Raw genomic sequence first — 24693 nt, forward strand, 5'->3', positions numbered from 1 at the left:
ATTTTCATCAAATATTTGTTCGAAAGGGCCTAAATTTAAAATCTTATTATCAAATCTGGTTTGACCAAAATCGGGAATTAAAACCATATCTAAAGTAAATGCATCGGTTAATCCGTATTTTAAATCTAACCCCCCTTTAATAGTTCCGAACGATTTATCTTTACCTAAACTATTTAAATAAAAAGAAGAATAGGGTATCAAAAATAAACGTGTTGGTGTATTAATTTTTTCAATACCCTTTAAAATTCCTGACTGTTGCGTAAAAAAACCTTTTCTGTTATCTACAGGATTCCAAGTAAACATTTGTCTGTTTCTTCTCAATTCTCTAAAAAAGTTAATACCCCAAGTTTGTTTCTCTTCCTCAGAAAAACGAAGTGCGGCATACGGAATTTTCATTTCAACTACCCAGCCAATATCTGTAATTTTTGCTTTGCTTTCCCAAATAGCATCCCAAGAAGTATCTTCATTTTCTGTAGTTCTTACTAAATCCATTTGCCCATCAGAAGCACTTACAAAAAAACTAAATTCTTGCTGACCATCATTAAAACCATTAATAAACACTCCAAAAAAATCGGTAGCACCAAAATTATCTCTTTCTGAAATTTCTTTTAAAATTTTAGAAGGTTCATTGTCGTATAAAATTGCTCCTATATAAACAGCATCATCATCGTACAGTACTTTTACTTCTGTTCGAAGTTCAGGTAATTCTGGCTTTCCATTTTCTTGGTTAAACATAACAAAGTTTTTTGCTATTGGTACATTTTTCCAATCTTCTTCATTTAGCGATGCGTCAATTTTAATAGGATTTTTAATTTTTAGAGTGCTAATTTCCTTTTTATTGTTTACTGGCAAAAATGGATTTGATGTTGCCATTTCTTGAGCAAAAGATAGTTGAAATAAAAAAATTATATTAAAAATTTGAAAGTACTTCATTAAATATTTAGTAAATAATATTGATTAGTATAACTATTGCCGAATTTGTTTCATAATCAAATGTTAATTTTTGTTATTTAGAAAATTTTAAAAAATTCTACAATCATAAAAACTATATTACCGACAAAACGTTAAAAAATATCGTTAAAAAACACTAATTTATTTTTTTTATTCAAAATTACTATTATATTTGTGCATCTGCAGTTAATTGTAACAACAAGATAAACAATGAATTATAAATTTTTGCCATTCCTTTTTTTAGTGTTTTTGTTAAGCTTTACAGCTAAAGTGAGCCTAATGAAATCAACTTTTAAAACCAATGAATTTGCAACAAATGTTGTGAAACCAATTGCAATGGTGAAAAATGAAACAGATAATATTAAAGAAAAATCGGAATTATTATATTGTGAGATTCAACCTGAAGGGTTTTCGTTACCCGAATTAGAAATTTTTACAAAAGCATTTGAAGGTTACACCGCTTTAGAAGCGCAAGGGAAAATTAAAAATAATATTTTAACGATTATTGATTTCTCTTTATCTTCTACAAAAGACAGAATGTGGGTAATTGATATGGTTAACAAAAAAGTGATTTTACAAACATTAGTTTCTCATGGTATAAAATCTGGAAAAGAATTTGCAAAATCGTTTTCCAACCAAAATGAATCTTATAAAAGTAGTTTAGGTTTTTATTTAACTGGTGAAACCTATATTGGAAAACATGGTATTTCGTTAAAATTAGACGGCTTAGAATTTGGACTTAACGATAAAGCTAGAGAAAGAGCTGTCGTAATTCATGGTGCTGAATATGTTTCTAGAAAACTAGCAAATAAACAAGGTTACTTAGGCAGAAGCCAAGGTTGTCCTGCAGTGGCAACAGCTATTGCGCCTAAATTAATTCAAACTATAAAAAATAAATCGGTACTATTTATTTATCATCCTACTAGATTGTACGTTAATAAATCTAAATTAGTTTCTTAATTTATCGTACAATTTTTTATCTAAGTCGTACATATCGTCTCTAAATTGAAAACCCGAAGCGTTTAACCAACTTGTCCAATATAATAAATGTACGTAGGTTGGTTCTTTTATTTTTATGTAATAAGGTGCTTTATTTTTTTTAATTATAGTATCGATTTCATTTCCGCTTGCCCATCTTTCGTTGTCTTGTTTTATTAGAATTTTTTTAGCCAAATCTACCGGATTTTGTAACCGAACACACCCCGAACTTAATGCCCTAAATGATAAATCGAAAAAATCTCTGTGATTAGTATCATGCAAATACACCGAATGATGGTTAGGGAAATTAAATTTAACTACACCTAGTGAGTTGTTATATCCATGATTTTGAACATATCTATAACTTGTTGCTTTATCTGGATTCCAATTTGAGGGAGATATAATAGTGTTTTTTGCGTTATAAATTAGAATTCTATTTCTGGTGAAATAACTTCTATTTGCTGCTGCTTCTACTGATAAATCTTCTTTAATTATTGTTGGAGGAACCGTCCAAGTAGGGTTAAAAACAAAATTAGATAACTTCGAATCTAAAATTGGTGTCATCCTTTTTGGTTTCCCACAAACAATTTTATGTGTAGCTAAAGTATCCTGATTCTTAATAAAATGCAATGAATATTCCGGCAAATTGATTAATAAGTATTGCTCACCAAAATCTCTTGGAAACCAGCGCCAACGTTCTAAATTGGCTAAAATTTGTGAATGACGGGTTTCTACATTATAATTTAATGCTTTAATGGTGCCGTAACCAATAACTCCATCTGCTAATAAACCGTGTCTTGCTTGAAATTTCTTTACAGCTTCAAGCATTGAACTATCGTAAATATTGGAATAATTTATTTGTTTTTCGTCTAAATCTTTCCAATACACCAATCGTTTTTTGATTTCTTTTACTACTTTTAAAGTATCGTTATATTTTATCTTTATAGATTTATTTATTGAATCGAAATTACTTTCTGGCATTTTATCAATTAAGACTAATGCTTCTTTTAACGAAGAATAAATAGGATGATTTGGTAATAAATTTTTAATAGAAGACGCTACTTTTTTTGAAGAAATTGCTGCTTTCAAATGGTTTGCCATAGAAAGCGGTTTATCAAACAAATCCCAATTTTCATATACCTCATCAGGATTTAATTTCCCTCTATAATACTGATTACAAAGTTTATCATAGGATTGAGTTAATAAAATATCATACGCTAATTTTTCATCTAAAGTTAACGAATCCAACCTAACTTCTAATTGAAATATTTTATTAATATTGTAATCTTGAGGATTTAATCCTTCGTATTTTGATTTTTCTATTTGTACGATTAAATCTTCTCTATTTTCCGCATCGACCCATATTTCGTGGTTTCCAAATGCAGCATAAATACTTTTAATACTATCCGATTTATCCGACAATATATCTTCAGGAATGGCGTGAATCGTAATTTTTCTAATGGTATCGTAATAATCTTCGCTTACTTTGAAATCATCATTTTTACAGAGTTTAAAAGACACAATAGAAACAATTAGTACAAGACTAAAAAATAAAACCTTTTTCATTCAATTGAAATTTATCAAATTTACCAAAAAATACTGGTATTTTGTGTGTAAAGCAAAAATGATTACAAATTAAATATTAAAATATTTATACATTAAAAAATGTGTGCCAATCTCAGGAATTTCAAACGAAGTACCTTTTTTAATGCAACCTAATTTTTCATAAAAAGGTACTGCCGATTCTCGAGCGTTAAACCAAAGCAATTCAACTTGAGTTGATTCAATAAAATTAAAAATCTCTTCAATCAACAACTTTCCAAAACCCATATTTTGATACTCTTTTAGAATAGCCATTCCACGCAATTGCAATTGAGTTTTATTATCGAAATTTTCATTGTTAGATGTAAAAACAGAAGCTACTCCTATTATATTATTTTCAATATATAAACCAAAATGTGTAGTACCAACTGTTTCATCACCTAAAAAAGAGCACGTTTCAATAGGTTTTCCTTGTCTTAAGACGGCACTTCTAACTGGAAAAGTATCTAAATAATTGATTTTTTTGATTGAAATTTTGTCCATAACGTGTTATATATTAATAAATTACAAGATTGTTTTTTATATTTTTTATTATTTTTTATAAAAAACTTGCAATTAATCGGTTTTTCATATTATATTTGCACTCACCAAAATAAAAATGCGAAAGTAGCTCAGTTGGTAGAGCGTCAGCCTTCCAAGCTGAATGTCGCGAGTTCGACCCTCGTCTTTCGCTCTAAAACTTATTGAATTTTAAAATTCTACCACGCGAAAGTAGCTCAGTTGGTAGAGCGTCAGCCTTCCAAGCTGAATGTCGCGAGTTCGACCCTCGTCTTTCGCTCTAAAGCCTCAATTTTTTTGAGGCTTTTTTATTTTAAGTTACTTAAATCAGCTCCAGTTTCAATTTCAATTGGTTCTTTTCCTTGCTGAAAAAGTCGCGCAGGCAAATCACCTTTTAATATAATTTTATTTCCTAATACTTCTAACCAGCTTCCTTCTCTTAATCCTAAAACAGATTGCGAATTATACTGATGAAATTCTTTTATTCTCGTTTCTCTCGTTTCTCCCATATGTTGAGAACCTTCTATTGGATCTAAATAATGCGGATTTAAATTAAAAGAAACCAATCCTAACGTTCTAAAACTCGGCGGATACACAATTGGCATATCATTTGTAGTATTCATAGTTAAACCACATATATTACTTCCTGCGCTTGTTCCTAAATAGGGCGTTCCGCTTTCAACCACTTTCTGAATGGCATCTAATAGATTATACTTGTACAACATATCTACTAAAACAAACGTATTTCCTCCACCAGTAAAAATGGCTTCTGCGTTTTGTATCGCTTCAATTGGATTTTCAAACTGATGAATTCCTTTAACTTCAATATTTAATTGTTTAAAAAACGGTTTTACTTTTTCCGTATATTCATCGTGAGTAATTCCTCCTGGTCTTGCAAAGGGAATAAATATTAAATTAGAAACAGATGCAAAATGTTCTGTTAAAGTTGGTAATAAATAATCTAAAAAAGTACCTCCAAAAACAGTCGATGTACTTGCAATAAGCGCCTTTTTCATATATTATAATAAATTTACTTTATTCTTAACAAAATTTTATATCGAATGTAATTTTGTTCTATTATTTTTACAGAAAATTAATTCTGTTTACTATTAAAAAATATATACAAATATTTTTACTTTTTCTCTCCCAAATGGTTGTCTCACAAAACGATTCTATAATTAAAGGGAAAATCATTGTAGATACCAATTTCAATGACGGAGTAACTATTGTAAATATTTCAAACAAAATTAATACAATTTCTGGAAACGGCGGCTATTTTACAATAAAAGCAAAAGTAAATGACACTTTATTATTTTCATCATTACACTTTGATGTAATTAAATTAAAAATAAATCAAACTGATTTTGGACAAAATTTATTATTTGTAAAAATGACGCCAAGGTCTAAATTAATTGAGAAAATATTAATTACAAACCAAACCGTCATAACAGCTGAAAGTTTAGGTTTGGTGCCAAAAGGACAAAAAAGATACACCGTAGCAGAAAGAAGAATGAAATCGGGAGGTGGCGGAATTGGAATTGGCGGATTAATTAATTTAATTACAGGTTACAACAAAGAACTTAAAAGAAATTTAGAAATAGAGAAAAAAGAAATGTTAATTGAAAAAATTAGAAATCAATTTGAGAAAGATTATTTTGTAACTACATTACAAATTCCTGAAAATTATATAGATGGATTTTTATATTATATTGGAGAAGATAAAAAATCGTATGAAATTTTAAATGGTAATGATAAATATAAGAAAATGTTTAAATTAGCAGATTTAGCTGTAGCATACTTAAAGACAATACAACCCGAAACATCAAAATAATTGAGAACCTTTTTACAAATTTTTTTATTACTAACCTTTCAATTTATAGTTTCACAAAACGATTCTATAATTAAGGGGAAAATCATTGTGGAAACAAACGACAATGAAGGCATTACAATTGTAAATATTTCAAACAAAATTAATACAATTTCTGGAAACGGCGGCTATTTTAAAATAAAAGCAAAAGTAAACGACACCATAATGTTTAGCGCCATTCACTTAGTTGGCAAAAAACACATCATTACAAAAAAAGATTTTGGCAAAGATTTACTTTTTATAAAATTAGACATTTATACCCGTCATATTAAAGAAATTATGGTTACGAATGCCGATGATATTACTGCTGAGTCATTAGGATTGGTTCCGAAGGGACAAAAAAAATACACACCTGCTGAAAGACGTTTGAAAACCGCAGGCGATTTTAATGGACAGTTTGGTCTTAACACTGCTTTTAGTATTGATCCTTTACTAAACGCTATTTCTGGAAGAACCAAACAATTAAAAGCAGAATTAGAAGTAGAAAGAAAAGAATTTTTACAATATAAAATAAATAGTAACTTTGATTCCGAATACATTATGAATCAATTACACATTCCTGAAGAATATGTACAAGGATTTGTTTTTTATATTGTAGAAGATGAAGAATTAAAAAATGCGGCTAAAGCAAAAAACAAAACACTAATTTCATTTCGAATGAGCGCGCTTGCAGTTGATTTTTTGAAATTGAAAAATTTACAACCCTATTATCCAAAACCAGTTGAACCAGAAAAAAGTATAGAAGAAAATTCTATACCAAAAACAGAATCAGAATCTAAAAAAAATGAATAAAATAAAGTTAAGCTTACTGGTAATATTGTTTTCTTTTTTAAGTGCTTTTACTTTGCATAAATTTTATGTTGGGGTTTTTCAAATAGATTATTTTAAAGAAAAAAAAGCAGTTCAAATTACAGCACGTTTATTTATTGACGATTTAGAAAAGGCATTATATAAAAAACACAACAAGCATATTTACATCACTACAAAAGATGAAATTGCGGAAGCAAATACTTTAATTGCTAATTATTTATCCGAAAAATTAAAAATTAAAATCAATAATAAAAGTCAATCATTACAATTTTTAACCAAAGAACAAGAAGATAATATTGTAATTTGCTATTTAAAAATACCTTTTAAAGACAACATTAAAGATTTAGAAATTACCAATACCGTTTTATCCGATATTTTTAAAGAACAACAAAATTTAGTACATTTGAACTTAAATAGTAACAAAAAAACACTTTTGTTTACTAATACAGAAACCAGCCAAAAACTGAAATATAAATAATTATGAAAAAGCTACATCTAATTGTATTCTTAATTTTTGCGTCATTTACTGCTTTCGCACAAGAAGTCAAAAAAGAAGAAACTAAAAAAGAACCTCAAGGACATACCGACATTAATAAATTTAGCCAAATGTATGCCGAAATGGCGACGCCTAATATGTTTCGAACAGCTTCTGGTGCACCAGGTCCGGCCTATTACCAACAACGTGCAGATTATAAAATTAATTTAGAATTAGACGACAAAGCATCCAAAATGTATGGTAGTGAAACCGTTACGTATTACAATAACGCACCAGAATCTTTGGATTATTTATGGGTGCAATTGGATCAAAACATCGCCAGAAGAGATTCACAAACACCATTAATTGATTCTCAAACAATGCCACAAGCAACATCTGTAGAAAACTTCACCAAAACATATATGGGTAAAGGTTTTGATGGTGGTTTTAACTTAGAATACGTGAAAGATGAAAAAGGCAACGGAATGAAATATACCGTTAACAATACTATGATGCGTATCGATTTGCCAAAGCCACTTAAAAAAGGGGAAAAAGTAGTTTTTTCAATCAAATGGTGGTACAATATTAACGATTATATGAAAGATGGTGGAAATGGTCGTTCTGGATATGAAGTGTTTCCTGATGGAAATAAAATTTATGTAATTGCTCAATTTTACCCAAGAATGTGCGTATATAACGATGTTGAAGGTTGGCAAAATATGCAATTTTGGGGAAGAAGTGAATTTGCTTTAACTTTTGGAAATTACGACGTTAAAATTACCGTTCCAGCAGATCATATTTTAGATGGAACTGGAGTTTTACAAAACAGAAGTGAAGTCTATACTGCAGAACAAGAAAAAAGATGGCAATTAGCCGAAAATTCTTTTGATAAGCCTGTAATAATTGTAAATCAAGCGGAAGCAACTGCTGCAGAAAAAAGCTTCGCAACTACTAAAAAAACGTGGCATTTAAAAGCTGAAAATGTTAGAGATTTTGCTTTTTCAACTTCTCGTAAATTTATTTTAGATGCAATGGCGGTTCAAGTTGGAAACAGCAAACCTATGGCCATTTCTATGTATCCAAAAGAAGCCAATCCGCTTTGGGAAAACTTATCTACAATAGCAGTAGCGCACACATTGAAAACCTATTCAAAATATACATTCGAATATCCTTATCCAAAAGCCATATCTGTTTCTGCTGAAGATCAAGGAATGGAATACCCAATGATATGTTGGAATTTCGGTCGTCCAGATGAAAATGGTAAAATTAGCGACCGAGTAAAATACGGAATGTTAGGGGTTATTATTCACGAAGTAGGACATAATTTCTTTCCAATGATTGTAAATTCTGACGAAAGACAGTGGACTTGGATGGACGAAGGTTTAAATACATTTTTAGAATATTTAACCGAACAAGAATTTGATAAAAATTTCCCAGCAGATAGAGGTCCAGCAAAATCAATAGTACCTTATATGAAAGGAAACCAACAGTTTTTAGAACCAATTATGAGCCACGGAGATGTGGTGTACAATTTTGGTGCAAATGCTTACGGAAAACCAGCAACAGGTTTAAATATTTTACGTGAAACGATTATGGGACACGAATTATTTGACCACGCATTTAAAACGTATGCCAACCGTTGGAAATTTAAGCATCCTACACCTGAAGACTTTTTTAGAACAATGGAAGATGCATCTGCAGTTGATTTAGATTGGTTTTGGAAAGGTTGGTTCTACTCTACTGATGTGGTAGATTTAGGTATCAAAAATGTAAAACAATTTTATGTAACTGAAGATGCTTCAAAAGAAGCTGCTGCAGCCGTAAACAGAAGAGGTAGAAGAATGCCTAACAGTGGGCCTATGATTTACTTAGTAAATAGTGAAAGTGCAGAATTGAAACCAGAATCAAAAACAGCGCTTGAAACAGAAAAAGTAATGGCTTTAAATGACTATTTAAACAAAAATTATAATGCTGAAGAAAAAGCGGCTTTAAAAAATCCAAAATATTTTTACGAAGTAGAGTTTGACAAACCAGGAAGTTTAATGATGCCAATTATTGCTGAATTACAATTTGAAGATGGTACTTCAGAAACACATAAATTTCCGGTTCAAATTTGGAGAAGAAACAATACTACTGCAAAACGTGTTTTTGCAACAGAAAAAAAAGTAGTTAAAATTCAATTGGATCCAAAATTAGAAACAGCTGACATTGATGTAACCAATAATACTTGGCCAAAAGAAGCCGTTGTTGATAAATTTGAACAAATAGAAAAGAAATAAACTATTTAGAAATAAACAGATTGGAAATACTTTTAAACCATTAAGGCAGTAAGATAATTAAGATTGTTATAGACTTAATGAAACTTAATTTCTTAATGGTTTTTACTTTTTAACTAAAAAAACACTAAGTTTTACTATATTTGTAATTCATAAAACACAAAACTATGTTTGGTATTGGCGGAGGCGAAATATTTTTTATATTACTTGTAATTCTAATGCTTTTTGGATCAGATAAAATTCCAGAAATTGCAAGAGCATTGGGTAAAGGTATGGCACAATTAAAAAACGCTACCAACGAAATTAAGCACGAAATTCAAAAAGGTGCTGAAGATAATGGTTTAGATATGCGAAGTTTAACAGGTGGTATCTCAGATGAAATTGCAAGTGCAAAAGAAAGTATGACAAAAGCAATTAGTCCAACTGAATTTACAAATCCCATTACCGAAATAAAAGAAGATATTGAAAACGCTACAGGACCTATAAAACGTCAAATGTAATGCTGGATTACGTAATACATTTAGATAAAAAATTATTTATATTTCTTAATAATTTAGGTTCTAAACCATTTGATGAAATATGGTTATTAGTTACCAAACAATTAAATTGGATTCCGTTTTTCCTAATTTTACTCTTTATTTTATATAAAAAATTAGGAACTAAAAAACTGGGAATAGCCATACTAACAGTTGCTGCATTAATTACGTTTACTAATGAAATTACCGATGTTATTAAATTTTCAGTACAACGCATTAGACCTTGTAATGATGATACATTAGCTGGCTTAATAAGAGTTGTGAAAGACAGCGACACCTTTAGTTATTTTTCTGGACACGCATCAAATTCAACAGCTTCTATGATGTTTGTATACTTAATTCTAAGAAGATATTACAAATACAGCTACTTGATTTTTCTGTATCCTTTAATTTTCGCCTACAGTAGAATTTATTTAGGACTACACTTTCCTTTAGATATTATTTCAGGATTTGTTTTTGGTAGTTTAACTGGGTTTTTATTTTATAGAATTTTTTCTAAAATTATTTCTAAATACATTACATCTTGAAAATTCAGAAAAAAGCACTAATCATTGGTGGTGGTCCTGCAGGATTAACAGCAGCATATGAATTTATAAAACATACTGATGTTACTCCAATTGTTATAGAAATGAGTGAATTTTGGGGCGGTATTTCTCGCACAGAAAACCATAATGGAAATAGAATTGATATTGGCGGGCATCGTTTTTTTTCAAAATCAGAAGAAGTAATGAACTGGTGGCAAGAAATTTTACCAATCTATTCAGAAGATAAAAAAATAAACATATCTTATCATAATAAAAGCAGAAAAATAGAGTTAAACGATACTACTATTTCTAATCAAGCTGATAATGTTTTATTAGTTAGAAAAAGAAAATCAAGAATTTTTTTTAATAATAAATTTTTCGATTATCCAATTAGTCTATCCCTTCAAACTATATTAAATCTTGGTTTTTTTAATACTTTTTTAATAGGTATTAGTTATACAAAATCAGTACTTTTCCCAATAAAAAATCCTAAAACTTTAGAGCAGTTTTTTATTAATAGATTTGGAAACAGATTATATAAAACATTTTTCAAAGATTATACAGAAAAAGTTTGGGGTGTACCTTGTTCCGAAATCAGTGCAGAATGGGGTGCGCAAAGAATAAAAGGATTGTCTGTTACTAAAACACTTACGAACGCTATTTTAACCATTTTTAAAACTAATAAAAAGGATTTAAGTCAAAAAAACAAGGAGACTTCATTAATAGAATATTTTTTATATCCAAAATTTGGTCCTGGTCAAATGTGGGAAACAGTTGCAGAAAAAATAAAAAAAGATGGTGCAATAATAAAACCAAACAACCGTGTTATTGCAATAAATATTGAAAATAACAAAGTTTTAAGTGTGGTTGTCGTAAATACTATAACTAAAAAGGAAGAAATTATAGAATTTGACTACTGTATTTCAACTATGCCCATAATAGAATTAATAAATGGTTTAAATTGTGTAGTGCCAAAAAAAGTAAAAGAAATTGCAAATGGCTTAATGTATAGGGATTTCATTACTGTTGGCTTACTTCTTGAAGACATTAACTTTAAATTAGAAGATAATTGGATTTATATTCAAGAATCATATGTGAAAGTTGGGAGATTACAGGTGTTTAATAATTGGAGTCCTCATATGGTTGCTGACGCTTCTAAAACTTGGGTTGGCTTAGAATATTTTTGTAATGATGTTGATGAAATTTGGAATTTTTCCGAAGAAAAAATGATTAAATTAGCTACTAATGAAATGATTAAATTAGGTTTTATTAATTCTGTTGAAAATGTATTAGATTCAAAAGTTATTAAGGTTCCAAAAACATATCCTGCATATTTTGGTACTTATTCAGAATTTAATGAAGTGCAAAACTTTACAGATACTTTTGAAAATCTATTTTTAGTTGGACGAAATGGAATGCATAAATATAATAATCAAGATCACTCTATGCTTACTGCAATGCAAGCCGTTAAAAATATAAAAAACAATATTACTGATAAATCAAATATTTGGAGTATCAACACTGAAGAAGAATATCACGAAGAAAAATAAATTATGTTTTTTAATTTAAATACATTTTCAAAGAAGGAAAAAAGAGTTTTAGCTTACATAGGTTTACTCTATTTTTTGTTTTTAATTTTTAGATTTCTTTCTGGGAATTATTTTCTTGCAGATTCTTACGAGTACTTAGAAATTGCAAAATCAATCAATAATTTTACTTATTTTGAAAACACCCTAGATGTTGAACTAACAACAAAAAGACCTTTTATTTATCCGTTTTTCTTGTCGTTTTTTATAAATACATCAATACTGTTTATATTACTTGTTCAAACTTTTGTTAGTTGTTTTAGTGTTTTTGTTTTCTTCAAAATATTAAAAAAATTAGAAATAAAAATTTCAAATTTATTAATCGTAATTTTATTTTTTACACCAAGTATTTTTATTTATTCACAGTTAATAATGTCCGAATGGATGGTTTTATTATTGCTAAACATTTTAACATTAGTTTTATTAGAGCCATTTTCAAAAAGAAATTTTATTATTATTCAATTAATAACCGTTCTTTTAGCTTTTACAAAACCCGTTTTTTATCCTTTTATATATATAAATTTTTTATTCTTTGCTTACTATTTATTCAAAAACAAAACTTTTAGCTTGTGGCTGTTTTTTCCAGTTATAATTTTACAATTATACTTATTTCATAATGATCAAAAATCTGGTTTCAAACATTTTTCTTCGATAGAAAATTACAATTTAATAAACTATAATTTATACTATTTCAAATCGTCTAAAGTTGGAAAAGTTGAAGCTGATAAATGGCACAAAAATGTTTACGACAACAAAAATTATATAGGCAAAAATTATAAAGAACAAAACGAATATTTAAAAACAGTAGGCATTAATGAAATAAAAAATAATTTTTTAAGTTACTCTTTTTATCATTTTAAAACTGCAATTCGTGGTGTTTTCGATCCAGGTAGATTTGATATAATGACTTTTTTCGATAAAGAAGATGGCAAACAAGGTTTTTTAGAAATCTTAAACGGTAATAAATCTCTAAAATCAATTTTTAAGGAGAAAATGATCATTATAATTTTGTTTATTATCCCAATCTTTTTTATAAATATTATTAAATATTTTTATTTTGGAAAATACATTTTAAAAAACAAACACAGCAATTTAATTTGGTATTTATTTATATTACTAGTTTATAATATTTTGGTTTCTGGACCTGTAAATTCTTCACGTTATATGATGCCTTTCCAAATTATAGTAATTTGTTTTGCTTTAAAAGAATTTCAAAAACATTCAAAAAAAAATGCAACAGTTACCTAATTTAACATCACTTCGATTTATTTTAGCAGTATTAGTTATATTGTTTCATATTCCAGGTTTCTTTTTAAAAAGAGGAATTACCTCCAGTTTTGATTTTTCAATATTTTTGAACGGAAATGAAAGTGTTTGGTTATTTTTTTCCTTAAGCGGTTTTTTAATTATAAAACAACTTAACGATGAAAAAAAATCTACAAATACTATAAATTTAATTCGTTTTTTAAAAAAAAGAATATTGCGAATTTTCCCTTTATATTATTTGATTTTAATATATGGTTTAATTCATTATCATGTAATAAGACCAAAATTAGGATTTGAATCCGATTTCTCTTACGATATTAGTGAAGCAATATTATTAAATTTTACTTTTTTTTCAAATATTTTTAGAGTTAACTCTCCAGGAATTGTTTTAGAAATTCTTTGGTCAATTGGTATTGAAGAACAATTTTATATTCTAATTGCTCCATTATTTTTTTTATTACCAAAATCGAAAATTAAAACTACTTTAATATCAATAACCATAGCTTATTTACTACTTTTCACAAGTACTATTTTTCCTTTTTTAAAAGAATATAGAATGTATTTTTTCTTTTTCACTTTCAGTGGACTTTGCGCTATCTATCTTGAGAAAACAAATTTTAATAAACTATTTTCATATCCAATTTACTTTGTAACACTAACCTATTTTTTAAGTAATTGTTTTAAAAACAATCTTAATGAAAATCAATATTTAATTTTTAGTATGATTTTATTTGGTTTGTTTTTAACAGTCCTTTCAAAAAAATCAATCCCACTTTTAGAAAACAGCATCTTAAAATATCTAGGAACAATTTCCTATGGAATTTATATGTTTCATGCGATTGCTATGCAAATTATTGGCTATGTATTTATAAAACTTAATTTACAACTTCAAATTTCAAAAGTGTTTCATATTATTAGTTATACTTTTTTAGTTATGGTATTAACCATAATAATGGCTCATTTTTCATACAAATATTATGAATCGTTTTTTTTAAAGTTTAAAAAATCTACTTAACTCTAGTAACCGTCAACCCATCACGAATTGGCAATAAAACGGTTTCAACACGTTCATCTTCATTAATGATTTTATTATAATCAAGTAAAATTTGCGTGCTTTTGTCGTTTGCTTTTACTTCTTCTAAAACTTTACCGCTCCACAATACATTATCGGATAAAATGATGCCGCCTTTATTCATTAACGGCACAATTAAATGAAAATAATTAATGTAATTTTCTTTGTCTGCATCTATAAAAACCAAATCAAATTTTTTATTCAAAGTTGGAATAATTTCAATGGCATCGCCAATATGCTGAATAATTTGATTGGAATACTCAGATAATTCAAAATATTTTTTTTGAATTTCCTCTAACTCTTCATTTATATCAATGGTATCTAATGTCCCGTTTTCTTGTAAACCTTCTGCCAAACATAAAGCGGCATAACCTGTATAGGTTCCAATTTCTAAAATAGATTTAGGACTAATTATTTTTGATAACATACTCAAAACTCTACCTTGAAAATGGCCGCTTAGCATTCGTGGTTGCAAAATTTTCTGATGCGTTTCTTTATTCAATTGTACCAATAATTCGGGTTCTTGTTGCGAATGAGTAGCTACGTAATTTTCTAAATCTTCTGATATAAAGTGCATAATTTTTTAAAATTTCAAAGTACAAAAGTACAAATTACAATCTTTTAAACACCGATTCAAGAAATTTATAAAATTTATAAAAACAGCATTTCATTAAATTGGCATATTGAAAATTGATTAATTGGCACATTAATAGTACTTTTGCCGTATGCAAGCAGAAAAAAAAGACATACGTGCCTTATCTAAAGAGCAATTACGAGATTTCTTTGTTACTAATGGCGATAAAGCGTTTCGTGGTAATCAAATTTATGAATGGTTGTGGAGTAAAAGTGCGCATTCATTTGAAAGCATGACCAATGTTTCGAAAGAAACTCGCGCTATGTTAGAAGCCAATTTCGTAATTAATCATGTAAAAGTGGATACAATGCAACGCAGTGAAGACGGAACTGTTAAAAATGCAGTGCGTTTACACGATGATTTAATTGTTGAAAGTGTTCTGATTCCAACCAAAACGAGAACAACTGCTTGTGTTTCGAGTCAGGTTGGATGTAGTTTAGATTGCAATTTTTGTGCTACTGCCCGATTAAAGCGAATGAGAAATTTAACACCTGGTGAAATTTACGACCAAGTAGTAGCTATAGATAACGAGAGTAAATTGTATTTCGACAGACCTCTATCAAATATTGTTTTTATGGGAATGGGTGAACCATTAATGAATTACCCTAACGTAATGAAAGCGATTGACATGATTACATCAAACGAAGGTTTAGGGATGTCGCCAAAACGAATTACCGTTTCTACTTCTGGAGTTTCGAAAATGATTAAAAAAATGGCTGATGATGCTGTAAAATTTAATTTAGCCGTTTCTTTGCACTCTGCAATTGAAGCCACTCGAAACGAAATTATGCCGTTTACTAAAAGTTTTCCATTAACAGAATTACGTGAATCATTAGAATATTGGTACGCCAAAACAAAAAGTAAAATTACTTATGAATACGTAGTTTGGAAAGGTATTAATGATGACAAAGCCTCTATTGATGCCTTAGTGAAATTTTGCAAATATGTACCTTGCAAAGTCAACTTAATTGAATACAACGCAATTGATGATGGCAATTTCCAACAAGCCAGCGAACAAGCTACAAAAGACTATATTACTGCTTTAGAAAGAAATAATATTGTAGTAAAAGTAAGAAAAAGTAGGGGAAAAGATATCGATGCCGCTTGCGGACAATTAGCTAATAAATCATAAAAAAATATTTTTCTAATCCTTTAATCTGTAGTATCTTTGAGGTAATGAAAATTACCGAGCAAATAAAAGAACCCATAGCCTACGAAATGGAACTTTTCGAGAAAAAGTTTCAATTGGCTATGTCTTCAAAAGTCGCCTTGTTAAATCGTATTACGCATTATATTGTCAACCGAAAAGGGAAACAAATGCGACCAATGTTTGTGTTCTTAACCGCAAAAATGATTTCTGGTGGCACGGTAAATGACAGGACATATAGAGGTGCATCGGTTATTGAACTTATTCATACCGCTACTTTAGTTCACGACGATGTAGTAGACGACAGCAATAAACGCCGTGGTTTTTTCTCCATAAACGCGCTTTGGAAAAATAAAATTGCTGTTTTAGTAGGTGATTTTTTACTTTCTAAAGGACTACTACTTTCTATAGATAATAACGATTTTGACTTACTAAAAATAATTTCTGTAGCGGTAAGAGAAATGAGTGAAGGCGAATTACTTCAAATAGAAAAAGCCAGAAAATTAGACATTACGGAAGACATTTATTACGAAATTATTCGACAAAAAACAGCCACACTAATAGCTGCTTGTTGTTCGCTTGGTGCTTGTGCAGTTGCGCCAGATAAATCGAAAACAATTGAAAAAATGCGAAAATTTGGTGAATTAATCGGAATGGCATTTCAAATAAAAGACGATTTGTTTGATTATACAGAAGATGCCATCGGAAAACCAACAGGCATTGACATCAAAGAACAAAAAATGACTTTACCACTTATATACACACTAAATAACTGTTCTTCAAAAGAAAAAAGTTGGGTGATTAATTCCATAAAAAATCACAATAAAGATAAAAAAAGAGTAAAAGAAGTAATTGCCTTCGTAAAAAATCAGGGAGGTTTATCTTATGCCGAACATAAAATGATACAATTTCAACAAGAAGCTTTAGTACTTATTAAAGATTTTCCTGAATCAATATATAAAGATTCCCTTGTTTTAATGGTAAACTACGTTATTGATAGAAAGATATAATTTTAATGTGCCAATTAGTCAATGTTCAATTAGCCAATTTGATACAACCCTTTTAATTATTAAATCGTCAGTAGAAATAAGCACATAAATTGACATATTGTTTAATTGGCACATTGACTAATTGCAATACAACCTTTTTTAAATCATTCTCGTCTATAGTAATAAGAACACAAATTGGAACATTGACTAATTGGCACATTGACTAATTAAATCTATGAAAGTAATCGCATTGCATAAAGAAGAAGCACAACTAATCTGTGAAGCGATTACTAATAATCGCCAAGCACAACATTTGTTGTACACTAAATATGCTTCTAAAATGTTGAGTACGTGCAGACAATATATAAAAGACACGCATCATGCAGAAGATGTAATGATTACGGGTTTTATGAAAATGTTTACCAGTTTGAAGAAATTTGAACACAAAGGCAGTTTTGAAGGCTGGATAAAACGCATCATGATTCATGAATGTATTGATTATTTACGAGTAAAGAAAAACAGTTTTAATCATAAAAACATTGAAGACATAGTTTATTCTGAAGCAGAAGACAATTACGAAATGGAAGGTGATTTTTCTGTAGATGATATTCAATTTTTAATAGACAATTTGCCTGATGGCTATAAAATGGTTTTCAATTTATTTGTGATTGAAGGATACAAACATAATGAAATTGCTAAATTATTACATATTTCAGAAGGCACATCAAAATCGCAATTATCACACGCAAAAAAAATGTTGCAATCTCAAATTACAATGTTAAAAAATAAAGAAAATGGAACAAGATAATTTTAATAAAAACATACAAGAAAAATTCAATTTTCGTACAATTGAACCATCCGAAACGGCTTGGAACAAATTAGACGCGATGTTGACTCTTGCAGAAGAAAAAAAACGACCTAAAATCTTTTTTTGGTTAAGTATTGCAGCTACATTTATTTTATTTTCTGGTATAGGATATGTTTTCTTTCAACAAAACGAGAAAACTATGTTAACGCCAGCAACTGAAGTCGTAATTACATCTAAAACAAATTCCGAAACAGAAACGCACAAACAAAGTACGGAAGAAAGTAGTGTTTTATATGAAAATGAATTGGCAAATAACGCGACAATAAGTACTACTTCAGAAACGAAAAAAAGTACGACTATCCATACCGCTCAAAAAGAAAATTCTAAATTAGAAGTCTTTGAAACGACACTTTTAAAACAAGAGGAAGTCATTACTGCAAACGAAATTAAAAAAGAAGGAATCAAACAAGAAATTAAAGAGCCGACTTATAATTACCCCACAGCAGAAACCCTTTTAGCAGAAGCGCAAGGACAAAAGAAACCAACTAATATTAGTTCATTTAAGTCTACATTACGAGTAAATCCAAAGGAGTTATTACAAGCTGTAGAATCAGAATTGGATCAAACCTTTAAAGAAAAAACCATCACAAAATTAAAACAAGCAAAATCAGCATTTGTAAACAGAAATTACGATTAGACTTCGAGAACCTCAGCCAAAAAAAACCCCAACTAAAGTTGTCTGAGGACTCGAATACTAAAAATTTAAAATAAAAACTAACTTTTAAAACCCCCTAAATTATGCAAAAAATTATTTTGTACATCAGTATCGCGCTGCTAACATTGGTAAATACCGTTTGCGCTCAGAAAAAAAAACCGGAATCTTTTAGTATTCAAATTGAAAAAGTTGGATACCAAATTGAATTTCTTTCGTATCAAAAAAAATTAGAATTAAAACAAAAAATTGATTCGTTAGAAACACTTCATAAAAATAATAAAATCAGTTTACAAGAATTTGAAACGCTTAAATTAAAAGAAGCAGAAAAAACAGCAAAATTTATTGAAACAAATCTCAATAATTACAGAACTCAAATTGATACAATCATTCAAAACAAATTAAATGATGAAAACACTAAAATCAGACACAAAACCGACACTATAGATGGTAAAGAAGTAATTAAATATTATAACGATAATGATTATGTAGAATATAATGTTCCAGCATTAAAAATATATAAATCTAAAAAGGAAAAAGAAGAAAGACTTTCAAGAAGAACTACAAGTCAAGTCGTTTTCGCAGCGGGATATAATAACTTAGTAACCAATAATATGGTAGCCAATTCTCAATTTGGTTATGGCCGCTCTGGATTTTGGGAATGGGGAGTAACTTGGAACACCCGTTTATCAAACAACAGTAATTTAGTGCATTTAAAATACGGAGCTGGATTTATGTACAACAGCCTACACGCCACAGACAATAGAGTGTTTGCAGATATTAATAATCAAACCGTTTTAGTAGATGCTGGTGTGGAAACAAAAGCCAAAAGAACGTATTTTAAAAACGTATATTTCGTGGTGCCAATGCATTTAGAATTTGATTTTTCAAAAACAAAAATAGTGGACGATAAAAAAGTATTCAAATCGCATACTGGAGCACGTTTTGGAATAGGTGGTTTTGTGGGTGTAAATACCAACTCAAAACAATTTATAGAATACGAGCAAAATGGGTATAAATTTAAAGAAAAACAAAAAGGCGATTTCAATGTAAACGATTTTACATACGGTTTAAGTACTTACATTGGTTACAGAGCCACTTCATTATATTTAAAATACGATTTAAACCCAATTTTTAAAAACAATCCAGTAGATCAAAACAATATTTCATTAGGTATTCGTTTTGATTGGAATTAAAAAAAGCATAACATTTGAGTTATAAAAGTGCTTTTTTCAAAACCTACAAGGAAATTTCTTGTAGGTTTTTTTTATGTTTTTAATTATTGTATTTTTACAAACTAAAACAAATTTGTTACATTGATATCTAAAGAAACCATAGAAAAAGTATTTGACCAAGCTCGTGTAGAGGAAGTCATTGGCGATTTCGTACAACTCAAACGTTCCGGAAGTAATATGAAAGGACTTTCGCCGTTTGTGAACGAAAAATCGCCTTCCTTTATGGTGTCGCCAGTGAAACAAATTTGGAAAGATTTTAGTTCTGGAAAAGGCGGAAATTCGGTTACTTTCTTAATGGAACACGAACATTTTACGTATCCAGAAGCCATAAAATATTTGGCCAACAAATACGGAATTGAAGTAGAAGAAACTATTGTTTCTAATGAAGATATAGAACAAGCGAACGAAAAAGAAAGTATGTATTTGGTCTCGGAATTTGCTCGAGATTATTTCCATAAAACGATGCTCAATACCGATGAAGGCCAAGCAATTGGTTTGTCTTATTTTAAAGAACGTGGATTTACAAAAGAGACTATCGAGAAATTTCAATTGGGATACTCACCTGATATTTGGGATGCGTTTACCAAAGAAGCCTTAGGAAAAGCATACAAATTAGAGTATTTAGAAAAAACCGGACTAACCATCGTAAAACAAGAAGACGGAAAAACATTTGACCGCTTTAAAGGTCGTGTAATGTTTCCTATTCAAAGTATGAGTGGTCGCGTTTTAGGATTTGGCGGTAGAATTTTAACTAACGATAAAAAAGCAGCCAAATATTTAAATTCACCGGAAAGCGAAATCTATCATAAAAGTAAAGTTTTATACGGCATTTTTCAAGCCAAGCAAGCTATTGCCAAACAGGATAATTGCTATTTGGTTGAAGGATATACCGATGTAATTCAATTTAATCAGAGTGGTATTGAAAATGTAGTGGCTTCTTCTGGAACGGCATTAACGCCTGATCAAATTCGTTTAGTAAACCGATTAACCAATAATATTACCGTCCTTTTTGATGGTGATGCCGCAGGTTTACGCGCTTCTATCCGTGGAATTGATTTAATTCTGGAAGCTGGAATGAACGTAAAAGTTTGTAGTTTTCCTGACGGAGAAGATCCAGATAGTTTTGCCAAAAACAATTCGTATGAGGTTTTAAAACAATATTTAGACGAAAATTCTAAAGATTTTATTCAGTTTAAAGCTGATTTATTAGTTAAAGAAGCCAATAACGACCCTATAAAAAAAGCAGAATTAATTAGAGATATGGTAAATAGTATTTCTAAAATTTCTGACACTATTAAACGCGAAGTATACATTAAAGAATGTTCTCGCATTATGGATATTTCTGAAGACGTATTGTATAATACTTTAGCTCAAATGCTCAAGAAAGATATTTCTGAAGCCAATAAAAAATATACCGAAGAGAAAAAAGCATTTGAAGTTCATAAAAATAATGAACAGTTACAACCAGAAAAAATTAATATTTTATACGAACTGGAACAAAAAATTATTGAAATATTATTAATTAACGGTTCTAAAACAGAAGATTTTACAGAAACATTTTTATCAAAAGATGAAGCAGGAAACATTGTAGAAGTCAAAGAAACCAACACGTATAAAGTATACGAAAAAATATATTTGGCGCTTCAAGAAGATGAAATTGAATTGTCGAATCCAATGTTTAAAACCATTTACTCAGACATAATCAATTACTACAATCAAAATATCGAATTTGAAATTGATAAATATATTTCGCAAACTTCTCCAGAAATAGCCAATAAAATTACTTCTATTTTAATGCTTGAAGAACGAGATATTTTACACAAATGGGAAAGCAGAAAAATTGTAGTAGAAGATAAAAATATTAACTTAGCACAAAGTGTTAATGAAACGATTTTATCTTACAGATGGTATTTGCTAAACAGTATTATTGAAGAAAATAAAAACAATATTACTTCAGATGTTTCTATCGATAATTCAGAAATTCTCACAACTATTAAAGATTACTTATCATTAACTTCTGTAATCGCAAAAAATTTAGGTCGGGTTTTAGCTCGATTTTAAAAATTTATATTTTAACTTCTTAATGATTTTGGAATTTCACAAACTGGAATGGGTTGCATTTTATGCTGGTTAATTCTATTTAATCGCTGGTAGATTTTAAAAACTTCGGCTTCTCTACCCACAAAGTTTTCAATAGTTTTTCCATTTTCCATTGCTTCCATCGCCCACTCTAACTCGTCATATGAAGCGCCTAATTGGTCTTCATCACTCCTATCATCGCCAAAAAGTCCATCAGTTGGTTTAGCAATTAAAATACTTTCAGGTACACCCACAAATTTAGCTAATTGTCTTACTTCGCTTTTCATTAAATCGGCAATTGGACTTATATCTACGCCGCCATCACCATATTTTGTGTAAAATCCTACACCAAAATCTTCTACTTTATTGCCTGTTCCAGCCACTAAAAAACCATGAATTCCAGCCAAATAATACAAAGTGGTCATTCGTAAACGCGCTCTGGTATTGGCTAAAGTTAATGACAACGCAGCTTCATTTTCGCAAGCTGGCACGCTATTTTTAAACGTTTCAAAACTCGGAGTTAAATCAACTCTTTCGTTAAACACATTCGGAAACCGCGATTTTAATTGATGAATATGTTCGTTGGCTCTATTTACGTGACTTTCTGCTTGATGAATTGGCATTTCCACACATAAAACAGGAAAACCCGTTTGTGCGCATAATGTTGAGGTTAAGGCGCTATCTATTCCGCCAGAAATTCCAATTACAAAACCTTTTACACCCGAATTTGTAGCATAGGTTTTTAACCAATTGGCAATATGTGTTTGAATTCCTTCTAAATGCAACGTTGTGTTATTTGACATAATTTTAGTAAATAATATAGGTATATAATTATATATTTGCAGTTGAATAATTTTTGATAAAAATAGTAAATTTCATACGATGAAAAAATTAATATTCTTGCTAATTTCATTTTTTTGCTTCATTCAGTGTAAAAAAAATGATGCTATTGAAAAAGTAGACATTAAAAAATCAGTAGATTTAAACATCGAACGATTCGATAAATTATATGCCGCGGCCACTCCAAAAACATTACCCGAATTAAAGAATGAATATCCGTTTTTATTTCCAACGCAATTTCCAGATTCAATTTGGTATGCCAAATTAAACGATCCTATTTTTAAAGAATTAAATGTAGAGGCTTCAAAACAATTTCCAGATAATTCAAAAATTGAAGACGATTTAGAAATGTTAGTTTCGAGAATTAAACATTATTTTCCTGAAGAAAAAACACCAAGAGTAATTACTTTAGTTAATGAAGTTTTAATTGATAAAAAAGCGTTTTATACGAATGATTTAATTTTAATTTCGTTAGATACCTATTTAGGAAAAAATCATAAATTTTATGAACCATTTTCTGAGTATCAAAAAGCCAACTTAGAGCCACACCAAATATTACCGGATTTAGTAACTAATTTTGCTTTCAGAAAAATAATGCCTTCGCAAGACAAAACATTAATTAGTGAAATGATTTACTATGGAAAATTACACTATTTAAAAGATCTTTTGCTTCCAGAAACGCCAAATTATCAAAAAATTGGATATACAGCAATGCAAGAAAAATTCTGTATTGAAAATGAATTTCAAATGTGGAGTTATTTAGTTGACGAAAAATTGCTGTACGATAACAATATAAAAAATTATCAACGTTTTATCGAAGACGGACCTTTTACTAAATTCTATTTGGAAATTGATAGAGAATCGCCTGGAAGAGTTGGACAATGGTTGGGTTGGCAAATTGTAAAAAGCTATATGGAAAATAATGATGTATCCTTAGACCAACTATTAAAAACAGAACCAACCGTTATTTTTAACAAATCGAAATACAAACCAAAAAAACAGTAATTAGAGTTCTATTATTTTTTACCTTAAACCCTTTACCCAAAACCTTTTACCCAATAAAAATGAGCAAAACATCAGAAATTAAAGTAATTATAGATTTAGACCAAAATAATGTCCCAGAAAAATTAACTTGGTCAGCACAAGACGGTGGCGTAAATAACGAAGAAGCCAAAACGGTTTTATTATCCATTTGGGATGCAAAAGCAAAAGAAACCCTTCGTATTGATTTATGGACAAAAGATATGCCAGTAGATGAAATGAAAATATTTTTTCATCAAACTTTAGTAGCTATGACAGATACGTTTCAACGGGCTACGGGCGATGAAAAAATGGCGGGTGCAATGACCGATTTTTGTGATTACTTTGCCGAAAAATTAGAATTAAAGAAAGAGTAATCTTTTTTGAACTTCAATAATTAACCATCTTAACGATGGTTTTTTTGTGTAAAATTCATAAATTTTAGTTAAAATCTCAAAATTAATAGTATTACTATCAATATTGAGTGTATATTTGCTATACTATTAAAACTAATAAAAAAAACTATGAAAATTATATTTAGCATTATATTTATGTCTATGATTAGCATAAATAGTTTCGGACAAAAATTGGATAGTTTAAAAATATATTCTGAACCAACAAATTTAAAAGAAGCCTTAAAAAATCCAGAAAATATTAAAATATTGAATTTAAGTAATCAAACTATACAATTTGAAAAAAATTTCTTTTCAAAATTTACTAATTTAGAATATTTAATATTAAAAAATGATCACTTGAAAGAACTACCAATTGAAATTGGCGGATTAAAA

Annotated in this window: 24 protein-coding genes, 2 tRNA genes and 1 pseudogene; 21 read left to right on the plus strand and 6 right to left on the minus strand. The window is 29.2% G+C overall.

All coding sequences use genetic code 11. The features are described 5' to 3' along the window. On the minus strand, positions 1-873 hold an 873-nt coding region (locus ACIQ16_RS08965), incomplete at its 3' end, for a DUF5916 domain-containing protein (RefSeq protein ID WP_396150741.1). A 357-nt stretch (positions 874-1230) separates the two neighbouring features. Here ACIQ16_RS08965 and ACIQ16_RS08970 point away from each other — a divergent pair. Further along, positions 1231-1911, plus strand: a complete 681-nt coding sequence (locus ACIQ16_RS08970; protein WP_396150743.1) for a murein L,D-transpeptidase catalytic domain family protein — start codon at positions 1231-1233, stop codon at positions 1909-1911. Here ACIQ16_RS08970 and ACIQ16_RS08975 read toward each other — a convergent pair. Next, on the minus strand, positions 1900-3495 hold the full coding sequence (locus ACIQ16_RS08975) for a murein L,D-transpeptidase (protein ID WP_396150745.1): 1596 nt from the start codon (positions 3493-3495) through the stop codon (positions 1900-1902). The genes ACIQ16_RS08970 and ACIQ16_RS08975 overlap by 12 nt on opposite strands. A gap of 69 nt (positions 3496-3564) precedes the next feature. After that, positions 3565-4014 carry a GNAT family N-acetyltransferase gene (locus ACIQ16_RS08980; RefSeq protein ID WP_396150747.1) on the minus strand — a complete coding sequence of 150 codons (450 nt, stop codon included), beginning with the start codon at positions 4012-4014 and terminating at the stop codon, positions 3565-3567. A 117-nt stretch (positions 4015-4131) separates the two neighbouring features. Between ACIQ16_RS08980 and ACIQ16_RS08985 the strand changes: the two genes are divergently transcribed. Both ACIQ16_RS08985 and ACIQ16_RS08990 read left to right on the plus strand, forming a co-directional pair. Next, positions 4132-4204 (plus strand) — tRNA-Gly (locus ACIQ16_RS08985). A 32-nt stretch (positions 4205-4236) separates the two neighbouring features. Next, positions 4237-4309, plus strand: a tRNA-Gly gene (locus ACIQ16_RS08990). Between the two features lie 28 nt (positions 4310-4337). Here the strand turns inward: ACIQ16_RS08990 and pepE are convergent. Further along, positions 4338-5045, minus strand: a complete 708-nt coding sequence (gene pepE / locus ACIQ16_RS08995) for a dipeptidase PepE (protein WP_396150749.1) — start codon at positions 5043-5045, stop codon at positions 4338-4340. A 134-nt stretch (positions 5046-5179) separates the two neighbouring features. Here pepE and ACIQ16_RS09000 point away from each other — a divergent pair, with 134 nt between their 5' ends. The 9 genes from ACIQ16_RS09000 (at position 5180) to ACIQ16_RS09040 (ending at position 14384) form a co-directional block, all read left to right on the plus strand. After that, on the plus strand, positions 5180-5860 hold the full coding sequence (locus ACIQ16_RS09000) for a hypothetical protein (RefSeq protein WP_396150751.1): 681 nt from the start codon (positions 5180-5182) through the stop codon (positions 5858-5860). Between the two features lie 87 nt (positions 5861-5947). Further along, positions 5948-6688, plus strand: coding sequence for a hypothetical protein (locus ACIQ16_RS09005; protein WP_396150753.1), 741 nt, complete (start codon positions 5948-5950; stop codon positions 6686-6688). Then, positions 6681-7184 carry a DUF6702 family protein gene (locus tag ACIQ16_RS09010; RefSeq protein WP_396150755.1) on the plus strand — a complete coding sequence of 168 codons (504 nt, stop codon included), beginning with the start codon at positions 6681-6683 and terminating at the stop codon, positions 7182-7184. Before ACIQ16_RS09005 ends, ACIQ16_RS09010 begins: the two co-directional genes overlap by 8 nt. 2 nt (positions 7185-7186) lie before the next feature. Further along, a complete protein-coding gene (locus ACIQ16_RS09015) occupies positions 7187-9460 on the plus strand; it encodes a M1 family metallopeptidase (RefSeq protein ID WP_396150757.1) in 2274 nt (757 codons plus the stop codon). 164 nt (positions 9461-9624) lie between these two features. Beyond that, positions 9625-9957, plus strand: coding sequence for a twin-arginine translocase TatA/TatE family subunit (locus ACIQ16_RS09020; RefSeq protein WP_396150759.1), 333 nt, complete (start codon positions 9625-9627; stop codon positions 9955-9957). Then, positions 9957-10520 carry a phosphatase PAP2 family protein gene (locus tag ACIQ16_RS09025; RefSeq protein ID WP_396150761.1) on the plus strand — a complete coding sequence of 188 codons (564 nt, stop codon included), beginning with the start codon at positions 9957-9959 and terminating at the stop codon, positions 10518-10520. The genes ACIQ16_RS09020 and ACIQ16_RS09025 overlap by 1 nt, the downstream gene beginning before the upstream one ends. Further along, complete coding sequence (locus ACIQ16_RS09030) at positions 10517-12067, plus strand: NAD(P)/FAD-dependent oxidoreductase (protein WP_396150763.1); 1551 nt, start codon at positions 10517-10519, stop codon at positions 12065-12067. Before ACIQ16_RS09025 ends, ACIQ16_RS09030 begins: the two co-directional genes overlap by 4 nt. Positions 12068-12670: 603 nt before the next feature. Further along, positions 12671-13351 (plus strand): hypothetical protein, encoded by a 681-nt coding sequence (locus ACIQ16_RS09035; RefSeq protein ID WP_396150766.1) that lies wholly within the window; start codon positions 12671-12673, stop codon positions 13349-13351. Continuing rightward, a complete protein-coding gene (locus ACIQ16_RS09040) occupies positions 13335-14384 on the plus strand; it encodes an acyltransferase family protein (RefSeq protein WP_396150768.1) in 1050 nt (349 codons plus the stop codon). Before ACIQ16_RS09035 ends, ACIQ16_RS09040 begins: the two co-directional genes overlap by 17 nt. Here the strand turns inward: ACIQ16_RS09040 and ACIQ16_RS09045 are convergent. Continuing rightward, positions 14377-15018 carry an O-methyltransferase gene (locus ACIQ16_RS09045; protein WP_396150770.1) on the minus strand — a complete coding sequence of 214 codons (642 nt, stop codon included), beginning with the start codon at positions 15016-15018 and terminating at the stop codon, positions 14377-14379. The genes ACIQ16_RS09040 and ACIQ16_RS09045 overlap by 8 nt on opposite strands. Positions 15019-15166: 148 nt before the next feature. On the opposite strand from ACIQ16_RS09045, the gene rlmN reads away from it, so the two are divergent. From rlmN to dnaG, 6 genes are all read left to right on the plus strand, one after another. Further along, positions 15167-16207: a 23S rRNA (adenine(2503)-C(2))-methyltransferase RlmN gene (rlmN, locus tag ACIQ16_RS09050; protein WP_396150772.1), complete on the plus strand. Its 1041-nt coding sequence runs from the start codon at positions 15167-15169 to the stop codon at positions 16205-16207. A gap of 44 nt (positions 16208-16251) precedes the next feature. Further along, positions 16252-17232 (plus strand): polyprenyl synthetase family protein, encoded by a 981-nt coding sequence (locus ACIQ16_RS09055; protein WP_396150774.1) that lies wholly within the window; start codon positions 16252-16254, stop codon positions 17230-17232. A 214-nt stretch (positions 17233-17446) separates the two neighbouring features. After that, entirely contained in the window at positions 17447-18019 is a 573-nt protein-coding gene (locus ACIQ16_RS09060) for an RNA polymerase sigma factor (protein ID WP_396150775.1), read from the plus strand. Further along, positions 18006-18716, plus strand: a complete 711-nt coding sequence (locus tag ACIQ16_RS09065) for a hypothetical protein (protein WP_396150777.1) — start codon at positions 18006-18008, stop codon at positions 18714-18716. Before ACIQ16_RS09060 ends, ACIQ16_RS09065 begins: the two co-directional genes overlap by 14 nt. Before the next feature lie 101 nt (positions 18717-18817). Then, the gene (locus tag ACIQ16_RS09070; RefSeq protein WP_396150779.1) at positions 18818-19927 is read left to right on the plus strand and encodes a hypothetical protein; all 1110 of its coding nucleotides are present in this window, start codon (positions 18818-18820) and stop codon (positions 19925-19927) included. Positions 19928-20047: 120 nt separating this feature from the next. Then, a complete protein-coding gene (gene dnaG / locus ACIQ16_RS09075) occupies positions 20048-22027 on the plus strand; it encodes a DNA primase (RefSeq protein WP_396150781.1) in 1980 nt (659 codons plus the stop codon). A gap of 11 nt (positions 22028-22038) precedes the next feature. Here dnaG and nadE read toward each other — a convergent pair whose 3' ends face one another. Next, the gene (gene nadE / locus ACIQ16_RS09080; RefSeq protein WP_396150783.1) at positions 22039-22848 is read right to left on the minus strand and encodes an NAD(+) synthase; all 810 of its coding nucleotides are present in this window, start codon (positions 22846-22848) and stop codon (positions 22039-22041) included. A gap of 79 nt (positions 22849-22927) precedes the next feature. On the opposite strand from nadE, the gene gldB reads away from it, so the two are divergent. The 3 genes and pseudogenes from gldB to ACIQ16_RS09095 form a co-directional block, all read left to right on the plus strand. Next, positions 22928-23890, plus strand: a complete 963-nt coding sequence (gene gldB, locus ACIQ16_RS09085) for a gliding motility lipoprotein GldB (protein WP_396150785.1) — start codon at positions 22928-22930, stop codon at positions 23888-23890. Positions 23891-23949: 59 nt separating this feature from the next. Then, positions 23950-24282 (plus strand): gliding motility protein GldC, encoded by a 333-nt coding sequence (gene gldC / locus ACIQ16_RS09090; RefSeq protein ID WP_396150787.1) that lies wholly within the window; start codon positions 23950-23952, stop codon positions 24280-24282. Positions 24283-24429: 147 nt separating this feature from the next. Beyond that, positions 24430-24693 (plus strand): annotated as a pseudogene (locus ACIQ16_RS09095) (leucine-rich repeat domain-containing protein); the annotation flags it as partial.

The sequence above is a fragment of the Flavobacterium sp. genome (genome assembly GCF_044360715.1).
Classification (GTDB): Bacteria; Bacteroidota; Bacteroidia; order Flavobacteriales; family Flavobacteriaceae; genus Flavobacterium.